Below are 21,754 nucleotides of genomic sequence, written 5' to 3'. Positions count from 1 at the left end.
CGGACACCCCAGTCCAGCATCAGAAGCGGAAGCGAACACCTGCAAAGTATCGCGGACCGTACACTTGAATCGCTCCAAAATCGTCAGGCGCGCCGCGATAATTCACGCGAGGCTCGTTGAAGAGATTGATGCCTTCCAGTCGGAACGTGACATTGTCTGTCAGCCTGAAGGATACGCGAGCCTCGAAGACACTCGTGTCATCCACATACCGAATGCGTCCTGGCGTGGCCACGAATTGCTGGAAGTAGTTCGAACGATATTTGTAGACACCCTGCAATTCGATAGGACCAATCTCGTAATAGGCCTGTGCCGAAAGCACGTGCTCGGAGAAGCCGAAGATATTGGATGGCGGGATCAGCCCGTTGACCTGCGTGATAGTCCCGTCCGGCTGGAGAGTCGAAATAGCACCAAGGGTATCATCTTCGAATTCGAAATCTGAGTCGGCGTAGTTATAGCCGACCTTAAAGCCGAGGCCGTCGAATGGTGCAGGCAACCAGCCAAACCGGTGAGCGAGTGACACTTCAAAACCGTAAATCGTGCTGGTTTCGTCCGCCGTGTTTACGGTCCGGACAAGACCTTCGACCAGTTCGCCATCGATGTTGAAGGTTTCCAACTGACCGAAGGTTTCAAAGCCGCCATTGAAGCTCTTGTAATAAGCGCTGATCGCAAAGATCGAGTCTTCGTTCGGATACCATTCCAGCGATACATCGCCATTCCACGAAAGCAGCGGCTCAGTGAACGGGTTGCCGAGGCCAGTCACGATGCCGAGGGCATCAGCGACACTTGCAAATTCCTCGGTATCATCGATTGAGAAAGCGCGCCCATATCCCAAATCGGACGGATCCGGGCGAGACAACGCGCGATAGACCGCGACGCGGCCAAGCAGGTCCGGAGATAGCTCGGCGGTGAGGTTAAAGCTGGGCAGGAATTCTGTATAGGATCCGCCGCCAGTCACCGTGGTCAACTCATCCGGATTTTCTACGAGCGTGACCGTGGGTCCATTGGGATCGCTGTTGTCGACGATAGAAGTTAGTGTCGTTCTAAAGCCGGTGGAGTTCACGTCCGTGTGCACGACGCGGACGCCGAGATTGCCCCTCACCGGAACTTGACCGAGATCGCCATCGAAATTCGCCTGAACGTAGCCAGCCCAAGACAATTCCGAAACGTCGGTATTCTGAATGGAGTCGAAATCGCCCGTCGGGAAGATGGGCGCGCCATTGGCATCGAAATTGAGACCCGACGGATCTTCGCGCTCAAGAACCTGCACAACACAAAGCGCGTCGAACGTCGCGAAAGTGTCCGATGTGCCGATCACATTCCCGGCATCATCCAAATTCGTAATCAGCGGATTTCCGCCCGAAATGGATGACAAGAAACCAGATACAGGGAAGTTCGTGCGGCATTCTCGATTGGCCGCCTGCAGCGCGCCGGTGCCGTCGGTATCGTTGTAATTGTTCTCGAAGCGGCTCGTCCCATTCGAAGCACCCGGAACATCGCGATAGGCCAGTTCCTGGAACCGGCCGCCGACCATTACCGACGAAAGGAAACCATCCAATTCGTATTCAAAATCAAGACGCGCGCCCCAGATCGAGTTGAACCGATCCTGCTCAAGATCGGCGCGCACTCGCGGATCGTTGGCAAACAAATCGTAATTGGTGACATCAAAATTCTGAGTGACGAAATTCAGGCCCTGTGATCCGTTCTGCATGATCTGTACCGCCGTCTCGATACGATCATTGGTCGAACTACCATCGCTTTCAAAGGCATTGGGCCACACTGCGGCTCCGGTGATATCTTCATTATCCTCGGTGCGAAAACGAACTTGCACCGCTTCTTCGATGCGCTGCGTTTGCGAATAGGAAACGTCAGCCGAGATTGTGAGTCTGTCAGATACATCAGCAGCAAGACTGATGCCGCCCCCGTAATATTCTTCATCACGCTGCAGATATTCGCTAACGGCCTCGATGCGCTGCTCGTTCGTGAACTGCCGCAATGCGCCTGAATCGGTGTAGATCAGTGGCAGATCAATACGATTGGGATCGCCGGGACCATCAATGCGCCGGCCCTCTGCGAAATTCAGATCACTACGTTGCTCCCTGAAAAGCCGATTTGAGTACTGAAAGTCAGCGGCAATCTCGAAATTCGAGCTTGGTCGATACTGCAGCGCAGCAAAGAAGGATTCCCGTTCGTCATCCGTGATATTCGTGCGGTAGGAGTAGCTGTTGCGGGCAATGACAAAATCATCGGCCACGCTGCCATCGCGCAGTCCGGCGATGGTTGATCCGCTGGTGTCGCAATTGCCGTCATCGAACACGCCATCGCTCGTTGTCGTTGGATCGAGTACGCAAGCGCGGATCGTGTTGCTGACATTGGCCTCCTGCTCAGGATTGGTCGTTTCCTGACGCTGATAGCCGATTGAAATGCCGAGTTCGCCAAGGTCGCCAAGGTCATATTGGTCGACATAGCTGAGCGTGCCGCGGTATCCGAAATCAGTGAAGCGCTGATCTTCATCGATGTCGAAATTCTGCGGGTTGTAAGGCAGTTTGAATTCGCCCTGAAAGCGGCGCCGGCCGTAATCGAGCGGAGCAACTGTTTCGAGCGCGATCTGGCCAGCAACCCCGCCCTCGATCAGGCTGGCAGACTGGGTCTTATACACTGCCAGAGTGTTGAAGAGCTCCGACGGGAACTGACTGAAGTTGACCGAGCGGTCTCCCGATCCGTTTGTCGCCATTCGTCCATTGATCGTAGTGGAGCTGAGAAACGGCCCAAGACCGCGCAGTGAAATTTCGGTCGCCCCGCCCTGCTCGCGATGGGACGCTGCGGACGTTAGCGTTTCCAGAGCTTCGCCGATCGACAGCGCGGGAAGGTCGCCGATCTCGTCTGAAGTCAGCACTTCCACGATAAGATCGTTGTCACGCTTTCCTTCAATCGAGTTCTGAATTGTGCCCCGGATACCGGTTACGACGATATCGCCACCTTCACTGGCTTCCACTTCGGGCCCGGGCCCATCATCGGGATCAATATCCTGCGCGATTGCCGTGTCGGCGAATCCGATCAGAGCACTGCTTGTCAAAAGAGTTGCCAGAATACGCCGCCCAGCCGGCACGTCTCGCGATTCACGATAGCTCATAATACCACTCCCATGTGTTTTGTTTTCCTGGGAGCGTACATTGGCATGACGATATGTCAACCTTTAGATTATACCAGATTGCAATATCTATCATACCAATTTAACTTCTACAGTCCTAACGAAATCACTTCGCGCTGACTAGGATAGGGAATTCGCCTTGAACGTGGGTGCTTGTGAGACGGAGCCAAAGATGCCCAACGCAGACGTTTCCCCAAGTTTAAGTCTTGCGAAACGAGTAAAGTGGGGAGATTCTCTCAGGCCGGAATGGCTTCATGGTGTTTCAGGGTGCTGTCAGTCTAATCGCAACTGGTCTCCGGTTTACAGAGCACTCCCCTGCCCGCTTGAATTCAGGCCATGAGGTTCTGCCACCCAGCCAGGGCGGCCGAGCGGTTTGCTTTGTAGGTCTTGCGGTCAATAAGGTGACGGTCGAGATTGAAGTGGTCGTGGACGTTGTGATGGACTGAGGCGAACTTCTGCAAACTCTTCGTTTGTCGGAACCTCAGCATCGCCCGCTCTCGTCTTCGGAACGGAAGGTGGCTGTTCTCGACCCTGTTGTTGGCCCAGCGTCCTACTTCCTGCTTGTCGGTGTTGCCGAGTTCGCTCATCGCCGCCTCGTAGGAGCGCAGTCCGTCGGTGGTGATCTCCGCCGGCGAACCGTGCCTCTTCAGCGCCTTCTTCATGAACCTGAGCGCTGCCTTCTTGTCACGAGTCTTGGTCACATAGCTCTCGAGGGCCTCGCCCTCCTGGTCGACTGCTCGCCACAGATAATGCATCTCGCCGTTGATCTTCACATACACCTCGTCGAGGTGCCATTTCCACTGGCGGAAGCCCTTTATCCGGCTCACTCGCTGACGGCCGACGTCAGCAGCAAATAGCGGACCGAACCTGTTCCACCAGTCCCGCACCGTCTCGTGGCAGATATCAATCCCGCGCTCGGCCAGACGGTCCTCCACGTTCCGCAGGCTCAGCGGAAAGCGGACGTACATCATCACCACCAATCGGATAATCTCTGGTGACGAATTGAAATAGCGGCACGGACTGGCAGGCTTCTTTGGTCGGGGTATGCCCCGCACTAGCTGATCAGGCGTGATGCGCTAGTCGGTGCATTTCCTCTGACAGGACCGTGCCTGGGGGGGGGTAAGTGGCGGAGAGGGAGGGATTCGAACCCTCGATACGGTTGCCCGTATACTGCATTTCGAGTGCAGCGCATTCGACCACTCTGCCACCTCTCCGCGAGGGACCGTTTTTGCGAGCCCTGATGGGCCGGGGTCGAACGGAAAGCGCGCGGTTAGCCTAGCTGTGCGCACTTGCCAAGTCCCTGTTTGCTGCGAAACGCATGAAATCCGGTGATTGGAGCTTCGCACGACTTGTTGCACATGCGAAGGCACCTATATTTGGTGCATGGCTCGTTCGGATATTTCCCTATCGCAGGTTGGACAGCCGATTGAGGCTCCGCTCCGGTCCCGCGCCCGCTTTGCAATCGGCGACGTGGTGAAACACCGCAATTTCGATTTTCGCGGCGTTATCTTCGATATCGATCCAGTCTATGCCAATTCGGAAGAATGGTATGAGCAGATCCCCGAGGGGCAGCGCCCCCGCCGGGACCAGCCGTTTTACCACCTTCTCGCCGAGAATGAAGAAAGCTCATACGTCGCCTATGTCAGCCAGCAGAATCTGCTGATCGACACCGATGATGAGCCGATCGATCACCCGCAAGTGAGCCAGCTGTTCGAGGATTTTCGCGGCGGCAAATACGTCCTGCGCCGTTCACTCACGCACTAGGATTTGATCTTCCAGCCGCTTTTGAGCACCTGATAGGTTATCAGGCCAAGCACGATATTCAGCACGCCCACGCCGACGGCGGCGCCAAGCAGCGCCTCGTCGGTATTGCCGATATCGCTCTGCCCCAGGAAACCGTAGCGGAAGCCTGAGATCATGTAGAAAAACGGGTTGGCGCGGCTGATCGCCTGGAAGAACGGCGCGAGGTTTGAAATGACGTAGAACGTCCCCGACAGCAGGCTGAGCGGTGCCACGATGAAATTGGTGATCGCCGCGTTATGATCGAATTTCTCCGCCCAAATGCTGGCGAGAAAGCCGAGGATCGCGAGCATGGTTGCGCCCATCAGGCCGAACCAGATCACCGCCCACCAATGCGCAACCTGCAATTCGACGCCAGGGTATAGCCACATGGCGAGCGCGACCGCTCCGCCCACCATCACCGCGCGGGTGATGGCAGCAGCCACGATGCCCAGCATCAGTTCGGCATTGGACAGCGGCGGCATCAGCAGGTCGATAATCGTTCCCTGCATCTTGCCGGCGAGCAGGCTGAAGCTGGAATTGGCAAAGGCATTCTGCATCATGCCCATCATGATCAGCCCCGGCGCAACGAATGTGCCGAAGGAAACGCCCAGCACTTCGCGCCCATCGCGGCCGAGAGCGACGGTGAAGATCACCAGAAACAGCAGCGTTGTGACCGCAGGTGCCCAAACAGTCTGCGTCTGCACCTTGAGAAAGCGCCGTATCTCCTTAATATAGAGAGACCACAGGCCGATCCGGTTGAAATTGGTGATCTGCGGCTCCCCTTTCGGCGGGAAATCGCGTGTATTGCTCACCTGCATGCTCTGCTGTGCTTGCTCTGCCATAGGGGCGCGCCTATCTGGGCTGGAACGGACTGGCAAGAAATTCGATGCACCGCGCGTGCATCATTGAAGACTGGAAGACGATTGCATGAGTTGGACTGAAGAACGCATCGCCACCCTCACGAAGATGTGGGAAGGCGGCTCCACGGCTAGCCAGATTGCCGAAGAGCTTGGCGGTGTCTCGCGCAATGCCGTGATCGGCAAGGCGCACCGGCTGGGCCTGAAGGCCCGCCCGAGCCCGGTGAAAGCCAAGGCGAAGAAGAAGCCTGCGCCCAAGAAGAAGGCAGCAGCGCCCGCGCCCAAGCCGGCAGCGAAAAAGGCAACTCCGGCAAAGCCCGCGCCCAAGCCGGCAGCAAAGCCGGAACCCAAGCCAGCGGCCTCCGCTGCGAATGCAAGCCAGCCTTTGCCGAACAAGCAGGAAGACCTGCCCAAGATCGTATCTTACGGCCCCGGCGGATTTCTGCGTCAGGGACCTGGCGATCAGCAGGCGCCGATCCCTCCCGCCCCGCCACGCCGCCTTGTGCCGGCAAAGCCCAGCCCCGATATCGCCGACAAGACCAGCCTGCTCGATCTGAACGATCGTGTGTGCCGCTGGCCGATGGGTCACCCGGGTGAGCCCGATTTCCACTTCTGCGGTGAGAAGGTGAACCCCGGTTTCCCGTACTGCGTCGAACATTGCGGGCGCGCCTATCAGGCACAGCTGCCGCGCGGTGCGCGCCGTCCGCCGCCTCCCCTGCCCTTTGGCGGTCCGCGCGTGCGCTGATCGGACAAAGGCCAAACTAGAAAACGAAAGGCTCGTCACTCGACAGGAGTGGCGGGCCTTTTCTTCGGCTCATGCACTTACAAACACTCCCGGCGCCAAAGCTTAATCAATTGCCCACCAATACCCCGCGCGTCCCACCTATTGTGTCTCGGACACTTATTGCGCGAATTCCAATTAGATAACCTCCCCACAAGGGAGAGTTTCATGCGCATGAATAATCTGGAATTGCCGCTGGAGCGGGACCGTTTCTTTCGTACGATCATCCGCAGCCTGTCCGGCACGCTCGAGCAAACCATCGGGCTGGAAGAGGCGTCCGGATACATCGCCCTGGTTGGAAGCGAAGTGGGCGAATGGATCCGCGAAGAATACAACAAGGCAGCCGACAAAACGCAATTCACGCCGCGCGAAGTGGCCGACATCCTTGTCGATCTGAAGCGCCGCATTGGCGGGAAGTTTTCCGTCGAGCGTGTGGAGAATGACCGCATTATCCTCCGCAACACGGCTTGCCCGTTCGGTGAACTGGTCAAGAACCGCCCCTCGCTGTGCCAGATGACCACCAATGTATTCGGCCGTATCGCTGCTGATAATCAGGGCTATGCGCGCATCGCTCTGCCCAAGACGATTGCCAAAGGGGACGATCACTGCCTAGCCATCGTTTATCTGACGCGCGACAATGCTGCAGAAGAACGCGGCCGGGAGTTCTTCTCCACCGTACCCGAAGGGGTGTGACTTGGCCTCTCAGCTCAATGATATAGTTACTGCGCACAGTGCGGTGAGCTCGTCACAGATCGAGAGCGCGATCATCACCCGGCTGAGGCAGGCGGTCATGGTGAGTGACCGGCTTGGCCGCGTCGTTTATGCCAATCCGCGCGCGCAGGCGCACTACCATGTCGAGGCAGGATCGCAGCTGGCCGGGCGCAATTCCGAAGAAACCCGCAGGCTCGAAAAAACGCTGATCCGCGCGGCTACCGCCGATCAATGGCTGCCGGTCAATCTGTGGGTCACGGAGAACGGAGGCGACTGCATCAGCGTCAAGTTTCTCGCCTGCGGCCTCGCCATGCCCGGGTCTGAGCCGCTGATCCTGTTGCTGGCCGATCCATCGCGCGACAGGCAATTTGCCAAGCTGAATGAGGTGCTGATGAGCCTCACAGCCGAACGCGAACGCAATCGCCGGCTGGACCAGCAATTGCGCCGAGCCATTGCCCGCATCACCGAATTGGACAGCCCCGCCAGCAGCGACGCTTGATTGCCACCCCGCATCCTGCCAGCGTGCAGCCCCGGGTGGCGCTTTGCCGCCATAAGGAGGCGCAGCGATGTCATTCTCTCTCTACGAAGCGATCATTCCCACCATGATCCAGATGCTCAATGCGGGTCAGAACTGGATCGAGAATTGCAAGAGCTGCGGCCAGAGCGAGGATGATCTGGCGCAGGCAAGATTGCATGAGGACATGCTGCCCTTCGCCTATCAGGTGAAGAGCATGGTGGTGCATTCGGTCGGCGCGATCGAGGGCGTGCGCAAAGGCAGTTTTTCGCCGGACCTTGAGGAATACCCTGTCGAACTCGAAAAGATGCGCCTCAATTTGGGTGCGGCCGAAAACACGCTGCGCGCGCTTTCAAAAGGTGAAATCGACAGCTTCATCGGCGGGGAAACGCGCTTCGTGTTCGAGCAGAAGGGCATCGATATTCCCTTCGCCAGTGAAGACTTCCTGCTGAGCTTCAGTCAGCCCAATTTCTTCTTCCACGCCACCACCGCCTACGCCATCCTGCGCATGAAAGGTCTGGATGTGGGCAAGACCGATTTCATGGGAAGGCTGCGCATCAAGCGCGATTAGAGCGCTGAATTCCCAAAGTCTTGGAACACAAGCGGCAGCCATCCGCTGAAAGGGAAAGTACCCTTTTGAAGATGGAGCCCCCCTCATGGAAGTTATCGGATACGGAACGCAGGACGCCAGCATTGACCTTGGCCCGCTGAAATTCACGCGCGAGCCAGTACGCGCTGGCGAAATTGCAATCCAGATCACACATTGCGGCGTCTGCCATTCGGACCTGCATCAGGCCCGCGATGATTGGGAGAACACCGTTTATCCCTGTATTCCAGGCCATGAAATCATTGGCGAGGTGATCGAAGTCGGCGAAGGCGTTTCACGCTTCAAGGTGGGCGACCGGGCCGGCGTCGGCTGCATGGTCAATTCCTGCCAGCAATGCGACCAGTGCGATGTCGGTGACGAGCAATATTGCACCGGCCCCAAAAGCTGCACGCTGACATACAACGGCCCCAAGAAGCCCGATGGCACCAACAGCTATGGCGGCTATTCGACGGGCATTGTCGTGCGCGAGGAATTTGCGCTTACCATTCCGGAGAAATTCACCAGTGAGCACGCCGCCCCGATCCTGTGCGCTGGCGTGACCACATATGCGCCCATGAAGTATTTCGGGCTGGGCGATGGTCATACGCTGGCCGTGGCGGGGCTTGGTGGCCTCGGTCACATGGCAGTGCAGATCGGCAAGGCGTTGGGTGCCAAGGTCATCGCACTCACCACATCGCCTGAAAAGGCCGATGCGCTGAAGGAAATCGGCGCGGACGAAATAGTCGATGTGAACGACGACGATGCGATGGAAAAGCACGCGATGAGCGTGGACCTGATGGTCAACACCATTCCGTATGCGCACGACATCAATCCGTACCTGCAGCTGATGAAGGCCAAGAGCCAGATCTGCGTGGTGGGCAATTTCCTCGGCTTCGAAGAGCTCGACACCGCGACAATGGTATTCAACCATGTCGGCATTACCGGCTCTCTGATCGGCGGCGTTGCCGCAACGCAGGAAGTGCTCGACTTGTGTGCTGAGCACGACATCCGCGCAGTCACCAAGAGCATTCGGATGGACGAGATCGGCGAAGCTTTTCAGCGTATGCTCGATGAAAACATCGAGTTCCGTCACGTCATCGATATGGCGAGCCTTCGCGATGACGACGATGCTGCCGCCAAGGCCGTCCAGGTCGACAATCCGGTGCGCGGCGAAGTCGTCGGGCGCGCTTAACGCACTCTTTGTGCAAACCAGATCGTGTGGTGCGGCCCTTTGTTATTGGGCCGCGCCCGCACGGTCTGAACCTCGACTTTGAGCCCTGCATCCTTGAGGCGGCCTGTAAACTTGTGATCGGGCGCGGCTGACCAGATCGCAATCAGCCCGCCGACATTCAGCGCATCGCGCATGCGGGCAATGCCGGTACGGGTGTAGAGCCTCTCATTGCCATCACGCACGATGCCATCGGGGCCATTGTCGACATCCATCAGGATCGCATCATAGCGCGGCGTGGTGCCGTCTACCGCATCATCGACAAGCGCCGCCACATCGGCGAGGACGATCTCTCCGCGAGGGTCTTTGAGGGTCTCACCTGTAAGGTGCGCGAGTGGCCCTTTTGCCCAATCTAGAATTTCGGGCACCACTTCCGCGACTGTCACACTGCCTCCATCGGGCAGTTTTTCCAGAGCTGCGCGGTAGGTGAAACCCATTCCGTAACCGCCGATCAAGAGGCGGGGTTTCGGGACTTCCAGCCGCTCCAACGTAAGCCGCGCCAGCTGCTCTTCGCTATACTGCATGCGCGTGCCCATCAGCTCATCCCGCCCCAGCATAATGATATGATCGCGTCCGTGGCTAATGAGGGTCAATTTGTCTCCGCCGGGAATCTTGGCAGTGGCGATCTCTTCGCGTGGCAGCATTATATATCCAATTGATATTGAGGGGACTTAGCGCCGGAACGCATAATCTGTGCAGGCATTGATTGGGCAAACAGGAAAGGAATTCCCATGCCCACCGATGCCCGCATAGCACGAATTGCCGAAGCCGAAGGCAAATTCGAAATTGTCGATCAGGCGATTGCCGATCCCGGTCCGCATGAGGTCCTGGTAGAGATTGTCGCGGTGGGTGTGTGCCACACAGACCTGGCCGTGCGCGATGGCGATTTGCCGACGAACTTCCCGGTCGTGCTGGGTCATGAGGGTTCCGGCCGGATCGCGAAATGCGGCAGCCATGTTACCAATTTGTCGGAGGGAGACAATGTCGTCCTTTCCTATGGTTCATGCGGCCATTGCCGCCCGTGTCAGGAAGGTGACCCGGCCTATTGCAACGACTTTGAAGCGCTGAACTTCATGAACAAGCGCCTTGGCAGCGAAGATCCGGTCTTCGCGGATGGTCCCAATGCAGCCTTCTTCCAGCAATCCAGTTTCGCCACCCATGCGATCGCGCATGAGCGCAATGTCGTGAAGATCGAGGGAGATACCGACATTTCCCTGCTCGGCCCGCTCGGTTGTGGCATCCAGACAGGGGCCGGCGCGGTGCTTCGCACAGCTGCCCCTCCTGCCGGATCGAACCTGCTGGTATGCGGCGTAGGCAGCGTGGGTATGTCGGCAATCATGGCGGCGAAGGTTGCGGGCTGCAACACGATCATCGCTATCGACATGAATGAAGAGCGCCTCGAGATGGCGAAGGACCTCGGCGCGACGCACAGCATCACCGTGAACGAAGAGACGGACACGGCGGAGAAGGTGCGCGAGATCGTGGCAGAGGGCGTCGATTTCGCTATCGAGTGTTCGGGCAACAAGCATGCCGCGCGCGCATCATGGGCCTCGCTCGCCAAGCGTGGCACGCTGGTGGTGGTGGGGGCACCGCCTTCCGGCACCGATTACGCCTTCGACGCCAACGAGCAAATCCTGAGCGGGCGCAAGATCGTCGGCTGCGTCGAGGGGGACAGCAAGGTGAAGCAATTCATTCCGGAGCTGGTCCGGATGTATGAGCAAGGCCGCTTCCCGTTCGACAGGCTGGTAAAGCGCTATCCCTTCGACAAGATCAACGAGGCGGTGGCCGATCTGGAGAATGGCAAGGTCTTCAAGCCGATCCTCGAAATGCCCTGAAGGCTTCTCGCCATAGGGCAAAGAAAAGGGCCGCGAAGCAGATGCTTCGCGGCCCTTTCTCGTTTCCTGATGGAAGGACTTAGTCGTCCTTCAGGAAGGCTGGCATGTGGTCTTCGCCACCCTTGCCGCCATCGCTGTCGCCACCGCCGCGACGACCACCACGATCGTTCTTGCGATCACGGCCACCGCGCGGACCACGGCGATCACCGCCGCCACGGCCGCCCTTGTCACCACGCGGTTCGCGCGGCGGGCGGGTGTCTTCCAGCCCTTCGCCGGTTTCCTGATCGACAACACGCATCGACAGGCGGACTTTGCCGCGACCGTCGATTTCGAGGACCTTGACCTTCACTTCGTCGCCTTCGGAAACGACGTCGGTCACCTTTTCGACGCGCTCGTTCTTCATTTCGGACACGTGGACGAGACCGTCCTTGCCGCCCATGAAGTTCACGAATGCACCGAAGTCCACGATGTTGACGACCTTACCGGTGTAGATCTTGCCGACTTCGGCTTCTTCCACGATGCCTTCGATCCAGGCCTTTGCAGCCGCAATCTCGTCAGCGTTGGAGGACGAGATCTTGATCACGCCTTCATCGTCGATGTCGACCTTGGCGCCGGTTTCTGCGACGATTTCGCGGATGACCTTGCCGCCCGTGCCGATAACGTCACGGATCTTGGACTTGTCGATCTGCATGGTCTCGATACGCGGAGCGTGCTTGGACACACCCGTACGTGCCGAACCCAGAGCCTTCGCCATTTCGCCAAGGATGTGCGTACGGCCGGCTTTCGCCTGCTCGAGCGCCTTGGCCATGATTTCCTGCGTAATGCCGGCAACCTTGATGTCCATCTGCATGGTGGTGATGCCGTTTTCCGAACCGGCGACCTTGAAGTCCATGTCACCCAGGTGATCTTCGTCACCCAGAATGTCGGACAGGACGGCGAAGTCTTCGCCTTCGAGGATCAGGCCCATGGCGATACCGGAAACCGGGCGTTCGATCGGAACACCGGCATCCATCATCGACAGACAGCCACCGCAAACAGTCGCCATCGAGCTCGAGCCGTTGGACTCGGTGATGTCGGACAGGACGCGGATCGTATAAGGGAAGTCCTCATGCGAAGGCAGGACGGGGTTCAGCGCGCGCCATGCGAGCTTACCGTGGCCCTGCTCACGACGACCGGTGAAGCCGAAGCGGCCCACTTCGCCAACCGAGTACGGCGGGAAGTTATAGTGCAGCATGAAGTGGTTGTAGGAGAGACCCTCCAGACCATCGATCATCTGCTCGGCATCCTTGGTGCCCAGCGTGGTGGTGCAGATCGCCTGCGTTTCACCGCGGGTGAACAGCGCCGAACCGTGCGTACGCGGCAGCATGCCGACCATGGCTTCGATCGGGCGAACCTGATCGAGCTTACGGCCATCGATGCGGGTGCCATCCTTGATGATCGCACCGCGAACGATTTCGGCTTCCAGCTTCTTTACCGCCTTGTTGGCGACGAGCTGCGTCTGCGCTTCTTCGTCGGCAAAGGCTTCCTTGCCCTTGGCACGCGCTGCGTTCAGCGCGTCCGAACGCTGCGACTTGTCGGTCAGCTTGTAAGCAGCGGCGATATCGTCACCGATGATGCCGCGCAGCTTTTCCTTGATCGCCGACGTATCGTCAGACGTGTCGATTTCCCAAGGTTCCTTGGCTGCCTGTTCGGCGAGGTCGATGATCGCGCCGATAACCTTGCGGCTTTCTTCATGCGCGAACATCACGGCACCGAGCATTTCTTCTTCGCTCAGTTCCTTGGCTTCGGATTCGACCATCATCACCGCGTCCTGCGTGGCGGCGACGACGAGGTCGAGGCGACCTTCTTCGTCGAGAGCCGTCTGCAGGCTAGGGTTGAGTTCGTATTCGCCATTGCGGAAGCCGACGCGTGCGGCGCCGATCGGGCCCATGAAAGGCACGCCCGAAATGGTGAGAGCAGCCGATGCTGCAATCATCGCTACGATATCCGGCTCGGTCTCGCCATCATAGCTGAGGACCTGGCAGATCACGTTGATTTCGTTGTAGAAGCCTTCCGGGAAGAGCGGGCGCACAGGGCGATCGATCAGGCGGGAAGTCAGTGTTTCCTTCTCCGTCGCGCGGCCTTCGCGCTTGAAGAAGCCGCCCGGGATACGGCCCGCGGCGGAGAATTTTTCCTGATAGTGAACAGTCAGCGGGAAGAAGTCCTGCCCTTCCTTGACGCTCTTGGCGGCGGTCACGGCGCACAGCACCACGGTTTCGCCATAGGTGGCCAGAACGGCGCCGTCTGCCTGACGGGCGATCTGACCGGTTTCGAGAGTGAGGGTTTTTCCGCCCCATTCAATCGATACGGTTTTCTTGTCGAACATATTTATCCTTCATGACCCGCGTGCCACATTGCAGCGCGGGGCCTACATTGTCCGGGTGAACCGGCCCGGTCCGGTGCGAGGCCCAGATTGGCCTCAAGGCCCCCTCACCGGATTGTGAAGGATGCCAAATGCGAGAAAGGCGACCCCGAGGAGCCGCCTTCCACGAAACTCTTATTTACGAAGACCCAGCTTCTGGATCAGGGCGTTGTACCGCTCCAGATCCTTGCGCTTGAGATAGGCCAGCAGGCTGCGACGCTTGTTGACCATCTTCAGCAGACCACGACGCGAATGGTTGTCTTTGTGGTGATCCTTGAAGTGGTCGGTGAGATTGCGGATACGCTCTGTCAGGATGGCAACCTGTACTTCCGGAGAACCGGTGTCGCCCTTGCCTACGGCGTTGTCCTTGATAATCTCTGCCTTCTTTTCGGTGGTTACCGACATGTCTTTCTACCTTCTGCGGCATCCTTTTAAAGATTGAACCCCCGCACGACTTTCATCATGCCCCCTTCAAGTTCCACCAATGCCACCGGAGTTTCCTCCAGCTTGGCAAAGTAGAGCCCGTCGGGGTGGGGCAGATCAGAAACGACCCGGCCTTGTCTGGCCGCCTGCGCACTGTTCTGATCGAGAGCGAGAGCCGGGATACCGTCCAGCCCCGCCTCCAGTGACAGGAGGTGGTCTTTGATGGGCGCGCCCTTACCGATTTCATTCAGTTTGTCCAGCGAAATCGCCTGATTTTCGCTGAAGGGCCCCGCCTGTGTGCGACGGAGATAGGTAACGTGCCCTACCGTTCCAAGGGCGCGTGCGATATCCCGTGCAAGCGAGCGGATGTATGTGCCTTTGGAAACCTTTGCGACGAGCGTGACGCTATCCGCCAATTCGAGCGGAGCTTGGGGATCGTAGGGGTCTGGGCGGCCAAGAGTGGTGGCGAATGGCGATACGCCTTCCTGGCTGAGATCGGGCCCGAGAAATTCGAGCGAGTGTATCGTGACACGCCGCGTTTCCAGCTCGACGTCCTCCCCTGCCCGCGCCAGATCGTAGGCGCGCTTTCCGTCAACTTTCAGCGCCGAGTACTTGGGTGGAATCTGCTCGATTTTGCCGGTGAAGTGCTCACAAATCGCCGCAATGGCGGCGAGCGGCGGGCGGCGATCCGAGGTAGCAATGACCTCCCCCTCGGTGTCGAGCGTGTCGGTTTGCTCGCCGAACTGGATTGTGAACTCGTAGGTCTTGTCACTGTCGAGCATCCGGCCCGAAAGCTTGGTCGCTTCGCCAAGAGCGATCGGAAGCACGCCTTCCGCCAGCGGATCGAGCGTGCCGCCATGACCCACCTTGGTCTTCGGATAGCCGCCTTCGCGCAAATTCCGCTTCACCGCGCCAACCGCCTGCGTCGAGCCGAGCCCGCGCGGCTTGTCGAGGATGAGCCAGCCGTGAGGTTGCGCAAGATCACTCACCGGCGATCAACTCCGCAAGACCGAGATATTGCTGCATCGCCCAATCAACCGGCGGCAGGACGACATTCTCCACGATGCCCGCCTCTGGAAAGACGTATGGCACTGCCACCAGCAGGATGAAGAGCAGCGGGAAGCCCAGCGGCCTGATCTTCTCGTAAGCGCGAGCAGCCGACGGCGGCAGAAGGCCTTCGATAATATGGCTGCCGTCGAAAGGCGGAATGGGCAGCAGATTGAACAGTGCGAGAAAAATGTTGATCGAGATGAAGTAGAAAAGCCCGGTAATGAGAATATGCGGCTCGCCCGTCCCATCCACTGCCAGCATGGGAGCAAGCACGCCCAGAGCAATCGCTCCAATTGCGGCGAGAATGAAATTCGTGCCCGGCCCGGCAGCAGCAACTGCCATCATTCCAAAACGCGGATTGTTGAGCCTGTGCTTCAATACAGGCACCGGCTTGGCCCAGCCGAACACCGGCAAGCCCGCAAGCGCCAGCCCTCCCGGCACCAGCAGCGTGCCGATCGGATCGACATGGCGGATCGGGTTGAGGCTCAGCCGCTTCTGCTCTTTCGCAGTCGGATCGCCCAGCATCAGCGCGGTCCAGCCGTGGGCGACTTCGTGAAACACGATCGCCACGATCAAACACGGGATGAGGATCGCTGCGAGAAGAAGGGTGTCGGTCATTGCGTCCTAGATGGGGAATGCGCCGCGCAGGGTAAAGGCTCTTTCCAGGCAATCCGTCTTGATCAACGCCTTCCCGCCCAAACTGGCTACCAAAATTGCCGAAATTGCTTTGACACGCGCCATCGCAGTGTGATTATGGTAGCGTTACCATTTGGGGAGGGATTCTGTGGTGCGCCTAACTTACCTGCTTGCACTTCCGCTGCTTGCTGCTTGTGCCAGCACGCCTGAAATTGCCCGGAACGACCAGCCCGTTCAGGCAGATTCGCAGGCGGGCGTGGCGAATCCCGAAATCTGGCCGAGCTATGAATACCCCTACCCCCGTGATCCGGCAGGAGAGCAACGGATCGCAGCGATCATTGCCTCCATGACGCTGGAAGAAAAGGTGGGGCAGATTGTCCAGGCCGACCTGTGCTGCGTAACGCCGGAGGATGTGCGGACATACAACCTCGGCTCCGTGCTCAACGGCGGAAACAGCGGCCCTTATGGTGACGATCTCGCTCCAGCCAGCGAATGGCTGCGTCTGGCAGACGAGTTTTACGCCTCCTCAACAGATCGGAGCGATGGCGGTGTCGGGATTCCCATCTTGTGGGGCACCGACGCCGTGCACGGCCATTCCAATATTATCGGCGCAACGCTCTTCCCACACAACATCGGCCTCGGCGCGATGCGGGATACCGAGCTTGTGGAGGAAATCGGGGCTGTCACAGCCGTCGAGATTCGTGTGACGGGGCAGGAATGGACTTTTGCTCCCACTGTCGCTGTGCCGCAGGATTTTCGCTGGGGTCGCGCCTATGAAGGGTATTCCTCCGATCCGACGCTAGTGGCGGAATATACGGGCGCCATGGTTCGCGGCTTGCAGGGCCCCCCGGGCAATCGCGACCTTCTCGACGGTCCCTACGTCCTGGCGAGCACCAAGCATTATCTTGCGGACGGCGGCACCGATGCTGGCATCGACCAGGGCGATTCCAGCATTTCCGAAATCGAGCTGCGCGACATTCACGGCGCGCCTTACGGTCCCGCGATCGAGAACGGTGTCATGACGGTCATGGCCAGCTTCTCGAGCTGGCAGGGCGTCAAAATGACCGGCAATGAATCCCTGCTGACAGGTGTACTGCGCGACCAGATGGGCTTCGACGGTTTCGTCGTGTCCGATTGGAACGCGCACGGCCAGGTTGCCGGATGCACGAATGAAGCCTGCGCCCAGGCGCTCGAAGCCGGCATCGACATGTATATGGCCCCCGACAGCTGGCGCGCCATCTATGACAACACGCTCGCAGGGGCGCGGGACGGCAGTATCGAGATCGCCCGCATTGACGAGGCGGTCGCCGCGGTCCTACGCGTCAAATTGCGGCTCGGGCTGCTTGATGCGCCAGCCCCCTCCGACCGCGCGTTTTCCGGAGAATGGGAGCGGCTTGGTTCCGCAGAGCACCGCGATGTTGCTCGGCAGGCGGTGCGCCAGTCCCTCGTCTTGCTACGCAATGATGGCATTCTGCCACTTGCGCCCGGAGGTCGCCTGCTGGTCGCCGGTGATGGAGCTGATGACATTGCTCGCCAGTCCGGCGGATGGACGCTGAGCTGGCAGGGGACCGGCCTGACGAACGATCTTTTCCCCGGCGCTACGTCGATCTGGGCCGGACTGGAGGAAGCTGTGACCGCCGCCGGTGGCAGCGCAGAGCTGTCGCCCGATGGCAGCTTTACCCAGCGCCCCGATGCCGCCGTGGTAGTCTTCGGAGAACGGCCCTATGCCGAGTTCCAGGGCGACCGCGCTTCGCTCCAGCTCGATCCCGAACTGACAGCGCCCTATGAGACCATGCGGAGCCTGCGTGAACAGGACATCCCGGTCATTGCCGTGATGATCACCGGGCGTCCGCTTTACGTCAATCCCGCTCTCAACGCGGCCGATGCGTTCGTCGTGGCATGGCTGCCCGGTAGCGAAGGTGGCGGAATTGCGGATGTGCTGGTGGGCGACAGCGCAGGAAATGCCCGGCACGATTTCTCGGGCCAGCTTCCTGCAGAGTGGCCGATGACGCCCGATCTTTCTGACGGTGTGCTCTACCCCTTCGGATACGGTCTCACCTACACCTCAACCGCAGAACCATGGGCAATGTTGCCGGAAATCGACACGAGCGATGCGGCAGGTGACAGCCGCATGTGGTTTGCGGATGGTCGCCCCGCTTCCAGCTGGTCCTTGCTGGTCGGTGCGGCCGGGCAGACCGAGCCTTTGCGGGTCACGACAATGCCTGCCGAAGCCGCCGATGGGCGCATTGCCGTTACCGCGATCGATTACGGACGGCAGGAGGGCGGTCGACGCTTCACGATACGCGATGGCTCTGCCGAGGTGGCGCTGCGCAATTTCGAACCGATCGATATCACGCGCGAAACCAATGCGGATGTGCTGCTGCTTGTGACCCTGCGCATGATCGATGCACCCGATGCATCCCAACTGCTTGTGCGGGGAGCGACGGGCAGCGAAGCCATTGCGGTGGACCTTCCAGAAACCGATGGCTTCGTGCGCTACGGAATTCCGCTGAAATGCTTCCGTGACGCGGGGGCTGACATGGCCTCCCTGACCACACCCTTCATTCTCGCGACGCAGGGCGCGGCGGACTACGCTATCGGTGAAGTCCGGTTGGGATCGGATGCCGAACAAACGCTGACATGTCCCTGAAGGATCCTGCCCCTATCGGCGAGGTCGATCCGGCTGCGACAGGGTTGGCGGAGCTTGCGCGCGAGGGGCGGCCAGCCGTGATGCGCGGGTTCGTGCAGGACTGGCCGCTTCTCGATGCCGCAAAACGATCAGGCCAAGAAGCGGCTGCGATGATCGCTCAGTTCGATAGCGGACAGCCAGCCAGCGTGATGGTTGCCCCAGCGGAGACAGGGGGAAAGTTCTTCTACCGCCCTGACCTTAGCGGCTTCAATTTCGAGGAGCGACAGATGTCGCTTGGCGACGTAGCGCATCAGGTCCTTTCATTCGCCGAACAGGAAAAAGCTCCGTCGCTCTACGCCGGTTCGGCAGAGACCGCCAAGCACTTGCCGGGGTTCGAGAACGCCCACGCCCTTCCCCAGCGTTTTGCTGAGGCCGCTGGCGGATCGCGCATCTGGCTCGGCACGGGCAGCACGGTGGCAACGCATATGGACATGACACCCAACATCGCTGTCTGCGTTGCCGGTCCACGCACTTTCACCCTTTTCCCTCCGGAGGTGACCGGAGATCTGTACCTCGGCCCCCTGCACATGACGCCGGCCGGGCCACCCGTCAGCATGGTCGATCCGGACGATCCCGACCTGGAGCTGTATCCGCGCTTCGCCGAAGCCGCCGCGAAGGCTCAGCGCGCTGAACTGCAACCAGGCGATGCAATCTACATCCCTGCTCTCTGGTGGCATCATGTGCGGGCGAAGGACCGCTTCAATATCCTCGTCAATTTCTGGCACGAGAATGCACAGCACGGAAATCCATTCACCGGCTTCGTGCACGCCCTGTGGTCGATCCGCGACCTGCCCGAGCCGCACCGGCAGGCGTGGAAGCACTGGTTCCATCATTTCATTTTCGGGGATGGCGCGCACGCAGCGGCCGATCATCTCCCCGAGGCGGTGCGCCTGATCAACGGCCCCGCCAGCCCGCGACGCGATGAGGCGATGCGCGGTTTTTTAATTCGCACACTGACGACAGGACGTGAGAAATGAGCACCCTGACACTCCTCGCCACAGCTTTGCTGGCGGCGGCTGCCGACAATTCCGCGGCGCATGACATTCCCGATCCGCTACCTGTGGGTCAGTGCATCAATGTCGGCAACCACCTGGAACCCGAGCAAGAAAGCTCCTGGGGTGGCGAGATCCTCGATGCGGAGGACTTTGCGTCCATCCGCGGCGCAGGTTTCGACACTATCCGCCTGCCGGTGCGCTGGGCGAACAAGACAGGACCTGGGCCTGATTATGTCGTCGATGCCGTATGGATGGACCGCGTGCAGGAAGTGGTCGACATGGCCTTCGCCGCGGATCTCAACGTCCTGCTCGACAGCCACAATTTCGAAGAATTGCACGCCAATCCGGCAGCCAACACAGCGAAGCTCGCGGCGATCTGGCGCCAGATCGGTGCCCGTTTTGCGGACTATCCGGATGAACGCCTGTGGTTCGAAATCGAGAATGAGCCGCACGATGCGCTGACCAACCGCAATTTGCTCGACACCCTGACACCGGCTCTTCTTGCGATCCGCGAAACGAATTCGAGCCGCCCTGTCGTGATCGGCGGAGAGTGGTGGAGCGGAGTGGATTCACTGGCAACGCTGGAACTGCCCGACGATCCGAATGTGCATCCGACCTTCCACTACTACGAACCGTTCGATTTCACCCATCAGGGCGCAAGCTGGGTCGATCCTTCGCCGACCATTGGCCGCACCTATGGCACCGAGGCTGACCGGCAGCGCCTCGCCAACGATGCGTTGAAAGTGGTCGCCTATATGGCCCGGACAGGTCGTACGCCCTTCATCGGCGAGACCGGAGCTTACGACGCGCATATATCTCTGGAGCAGCGCGTAGCCTACCACAGCGCCGTGACGCAGCAATTCGCCCCGCTGGGTATCGATAGCTGCATGTGGGCCTATACGAACACGTTCCCGTTCCGCGATCAGGAAACCGGCGAATGGCATCCGGAACTACTGGAGGCGATCCAATGGTCGTCGGGAGCGGAATGATGGGTGTGAATATCGAACAATGGCTACCGCGCGATCATGCCGATGGAGTCTTCCTCGCCCGGGCACAGTCGCCCGAGGGACCGTGCGTGCTCCGTATTGCCAATGGTGAAATCTACGATGTCACGTGCGAAACTCCGACGGTATCGGGCGCTGTCGCCCGACGAGCGTTCTCGGGCGGAAGCAAAATCGGCACTGTCAAAAGCGGCCTCCCCGATGGCTGGAGCCTGCTCACCCCTATCGATCTGCAATGCATCAAGGCCTGCGGCGTGACCTTTGCCGTGTCCGCCATCGAAAGGGTCCTTGAAGAGCGCGCGAGGGGCGATGCGGTGCAGGCAGCGAGCCTGCGCGGCCATATCGAGGAGCGTGTAGGTACAGGCATCCGTGCGGTCGTCCCCGGATCGCCAGAAGCGGCGCAGCTCAAGGAAGTCCTGATAGACGAGGGCCTCTGGTCGCAATATCTGGAAGTGGCGATTGGCCCCGATGCCGAAGTGTTCTCGAAATCGTCGGTGCTCTCTGCCGTCGGAGGGGGCGATGAAATCGGCATTCGATCGGATTCCTCATGGAACAATCCCGAACCCGAAGTTGTGCTGGTCGTCGCGCCCGATGGCGAGGTGGTTGGTGCGACCTTGGGCAATGATGTCAATCTGCGCGATATCGAAGGGCGCTCTGCCCTCCTCCTTTCCAAGGCCAAGGACAATTGCGCTTCCTGCGCGATCGGCCCTTTTATCAGGCTATTCGACGACAGCTTCACGATGGACGACGTCCGTCGAATGACAGTGGAGCTGCAGATTACCGGGCCGGAGGGCTACAGACTGGAAGGCGCGAACGACATGACGCAGATCAGCCGCGACCCGCTCGATCTGGTCAGACAGACGATGGATCAGCACCACTATCCCGATGGCTTCGTTCTTTTCTGCGGAACGCTGTTCGCGCCCGTTCAGGATCGCGATACCCCCGGAGCGGGCTTTACGCATAAACTGGGCGATATTGTCACGATCCGGAGTGACAGGCTGGGCAGCCTGACGAATACGGTGACCACAAGCGACAAGGCCAGCCCGTGGACATTCGGCATCGGCAGTTTCATCCGCAATCTTGCCGAACGCGGCCTGGCGGAAAAGGTTTGAAGAGG

Annotated in this window: 19 protein-coding genes and 1 tRNA gene; 11 read left to right on the top strand and 9 right to left on the bottom strand. The window is 59.4% G+C overall.

The annotated features are described in order from the left end of the window. Positions 1 to 19 precede the first annotated feature (19 nt). The 3 genes from O2N64_RS08990 to O2N64_RS08980 all read right to left on the bottom strand — a co-directional run bounded on the left by O2N64_RS08990 (position 20) and on the right by O2N64_RS08980 (position 4,362). Complete coding sequence (locus O2N64_RS08990) at positions 20 to 3,130, bottom strand: TonB-dependent receptor (protein ID WP_271077271.1); 3,111 nt, start codon at positions 3,128 to 3,130, stop codon at positions 20 to 22. Positions 3,131 to 3,477: 347 nt separating this feature from the next. Further along, positions 3,478 to 4,194 carry an IS6 family transposase gene (locus tag O2N64_RS08985; RefSeq protein ID WP_442866755.1) on the bottom strand — a complete coding sequence of 239 codons (717 nt, stop codon included), beginning with the start codon at positions 4,192 to 4,194 and terminating at the stop codon, positions 3,478 to 3,480. 78 nt (positions 4,195 to 4,272) lie between these two features. Then, positions 4,273 to 4,362 (bottom strand) — tRNA-Ser (locus O2N64_RS08980). A 169-nt stretch (positions 4,363 to 4,531) separates the two neighbouring features. On the opposite strand from O2N64_RS08980, the gene hspQ reads away from it, so the two are divergent. Continuing rightward, a complete protein-coding gene (gene hspQ / locus O2N64_RS08975) occupies positions 4,532 to 4,912 on the top strand; it encodes a heat shock protein HspQ (protein ID WP_271077270.1) in 381 nt (126 codons plus the stop codon). Here the strand turns inward: hspQ and O2N64_RS08970 are convergent. Further along, entirely contained in the window at positions 4,909 to 5,772 is an 864-nt protein-coding gene (locus O2N64_RS08970; RefSeq protein ID WP_442866727.1) for an ABC transporter permease, read from the bottom strand. The two genes, hspQ and O2N64_RS08970, sit on opposite strands and share 4 nt — an antisense overlap. An 85-nt stretch (positions 5,773 to 5,857) precedes the next feature. Here O2N64_RS08970 and O2N64_RS08965 point away from each other — a divergent pair, with 85 nt between their 5' ends. From O2N64_RS08965 to O2N64_RS08945, 5 genes are all read left to right on the top strand, one after another. Beyond that, on the top strand, positions 5,858 to 6,532 hold the full coding sequence (locus O2N64_RS08965; RefSeq protein ID WP_271077269.1) for a GcrA family cell cycle regulator: 675 nt from the start codon (positions 5,858 to 5,860) through the stop codon (positions 6,530 to 6,532). A 204-nt stretch (positions 6,533 to 6,736) separates the two neighbouring features. Beyond that, positions 6,737 to 7,261, top strand: coding sequence for a methanogen output domain 1-containing protein (locus O2N64_RS08960; protein WP_271077268.1), 525 nt, complete (start codon positions 6,737 to 6,739; stop codon positions 7,259 to 7,261). Positions 7,262 to 7,304: 43 nt separating this feature from the next. Next, on the top strand, positions 7,305 to 7,778 hold the full coding sequence (locus O2N64_RS08955; RefSeq protein ID WP_271077267.1) for a hypothetical protein: 474 nt from the start codon (positions 7,305 to 7,307) through the stop codon (positions 7,776 to 7,778). Positions 7,779 to 7,845: 67 nt separating this feature from the next. Then, positions 7,846 to 8,364: a DUF1993 domain-containing protein gene (locus O2N64_RS08950; protein WP_271077266.1), complete on the top strand. Its 519-nt coding sequence runs from the start codon at positions 7,846 to 7,848 to the stop codon at positions 8,362 to 8,364. An 85-nt stretch (positions 8,365 to 8,449) separates the two neighbouring features. Continuing rightward, the gene (locus O2N64_RS08945; RefSeq protein WP_271077265.1) at positions 8,450 to 9,571 is read left to right on the top strand and encodes an NAD(P)-dependent alcohol dehydrogenase; all 1,122 of its coding nucleotides are present in this window, start codon (positions 8,450 to 8,452) and stop codon (positions 9,569 to 9,571) included. On the opposite strand, the gene O2N64_RS08940 is transcribed toward O2N64_RS08945, so the two are convergent. Next, entirely contained in the window at positions 9,568 to 10,251 is a 684-nt protein-coding gene (locus O2N64_RS08940) for a spermidine synthase (protein ID WP_271077264.1), read from the bottom strand. The two genes, O2N64_RS08945 and O2N64_RS08940, sit on opposite strands and share 4 nt — an antisense overlap. A gap of 87 nt (positions 10,252 to 10,338) precedes the next feature. On the opposite strand from O2N64_RS08940, the gene O2N64_RS08935 reads away from it, so the two are divergent. Then, entirely contained in the window at positions 10,339 to 11,442 is a 1,104-nt protein-coding gene (locus tag O2N64_RS08935) for an NAD(P)-dependent alcohol dehydrogenase (RefSeq protein ID WP_271077263.1), read from the top strand. A 79-nt stretch (positions 11,443 to 11,521) separates the two neighbouring features. Here O2N64_RS08935 and pnp read toward each other — a convergent pair whose 3' ends face one another. From pnp to O2N64_RS08915, 4 genes are all read right to left on the bottom strand, one after another. Then, positions 11,522 to 13,807, bottom strand: a complete 2,286-nt coding sequence (gene pnp, locus O2N64_RS08930) for a polyribonucleotide nucleotidyltransferase (protein WP_271077262.1) — start codon at positions 13,805 to 13,807, stop codon at positions 11,522 to 11,524. Between the two features lie 171 nt (positions 13,808 to 13,978). After that, positions 13,979 to 14,248, bottom strand: coding sequence for a 30S ribosomal protein S15 (gene rpsO, locus O2N64_RS08925; RefSeq protein ID WP_271077261.1), 270 nt, complete (start codon positions 14,246 to 14,248; stop codon positions 13,979 to 13,981). Positions 14,249 to 14,274: 26 nt separating this feature from the next. After that, on the bottom strand, positions 14,275 to 15,255 hold the full coding sequence (truB, locus tag O2N64_RS08920; protein WP_271077260.1) for a tRNA pseudouridine(55) synthase TruB: 981 nt from the start codon (positions 15,253 to 15,255) through the stop codon (positions 14,275 to 14,277). Next, positions 15,248 to 15,934: a site-2 protease family protein gene (locus tag O2N64_RS08915; RefSeq protein WP_271077259.1), complete on the bottom strand. Its 687-nt coding sequence runs from the start codon at positions 15,932 to 15,934 to the stop codon at positions 15,248 to 15,250. Before O2N64_RS08915 ends, truB begins: the two co-directional genes overlap by 8 nt. A 166-nt stretch (positions 15,935 to 16,100) precedes the next feature. Between O2N64_RS08915 and O2N64_RS08910 the strand changes: the two genes are divergently transcribed. Genes O2N64_RS08910 through O2N64_RS08895 form a run of 4 tightly spaced genes read left to right on the top strand, consistent with a single transcriptional unit; the run spans position 16,101 to position 21,749 of the window. Continuing rightward, positions 16,101 to 18,602, top strand: a complete 2,502-nt coding sequence (locus O2N64_RS08910) for a glycoside hydrolase family 3 protein (protein WP_271077258.1) — start codon at positions 16,101 to 16,103, stop codon at positions 18,600 to 18,602. Then, on the top strand, positions 18,593 to 19,618 hold the full coding sequence (locus O2N64_RS08905; protein ID WP_271077257.1) for a cupin-like domain-containing protein: 1,026 nt from the start codon (positions 18,593 to 18,595) through the stop codon (positions 19,616 to 19,618). The genes O2N64_RS08910 and O2N64_RS08905 overlap by 10 nt, the downstream gene beginning before the upstream one ends. Further along, entirely contained in the window at positions 19,615 to 20,625 is a 1,011-nt protein-coding gene (locus O2N64_RS08900; RefSeq protein ID WP_271077256.1) for a glycoside hydrolase family 5 protein, read from the top strand. The genes O2N64_RS08905 and O2N64_RS08900 overlap by 4 nt, the downstream gene beginning before the upstream one ends. Further along, positions 20,622 to 21,749, top strand: coding sequence for a fumarylacetoacetate hydrolase family protein (locus O2N64_RS08895; RefSeq protein ID WP_442866754.1), 1,128 nt, complete (start codon positions 20,622 to 20,624; stop codon positions 21,747 to 21,749). The genes O2N64_RS08900 and O2N64_RS08895 overlap by 4 nt, the downstream gene beginning before the upstream one ends. Positions 21,750 to 21,754 lie beyond the last annotated feature (5 nt).

The sequence above is a fragment of the Aurantiacibacter sp. MUD61 genome, assembly GCF_027912455.1.
Classification (GTDB): Bacteria; Pseudomonadota; Alphaproteobacteria; order Sphingomonadales; family Sphingomonadaceae; genus Alteraurantiacibacter.
The sequence above is the reverse complement of the archived record's forward strand: the minus strand, read 5'-3'. Positions and strand labels throughout refer to the sequence as shown.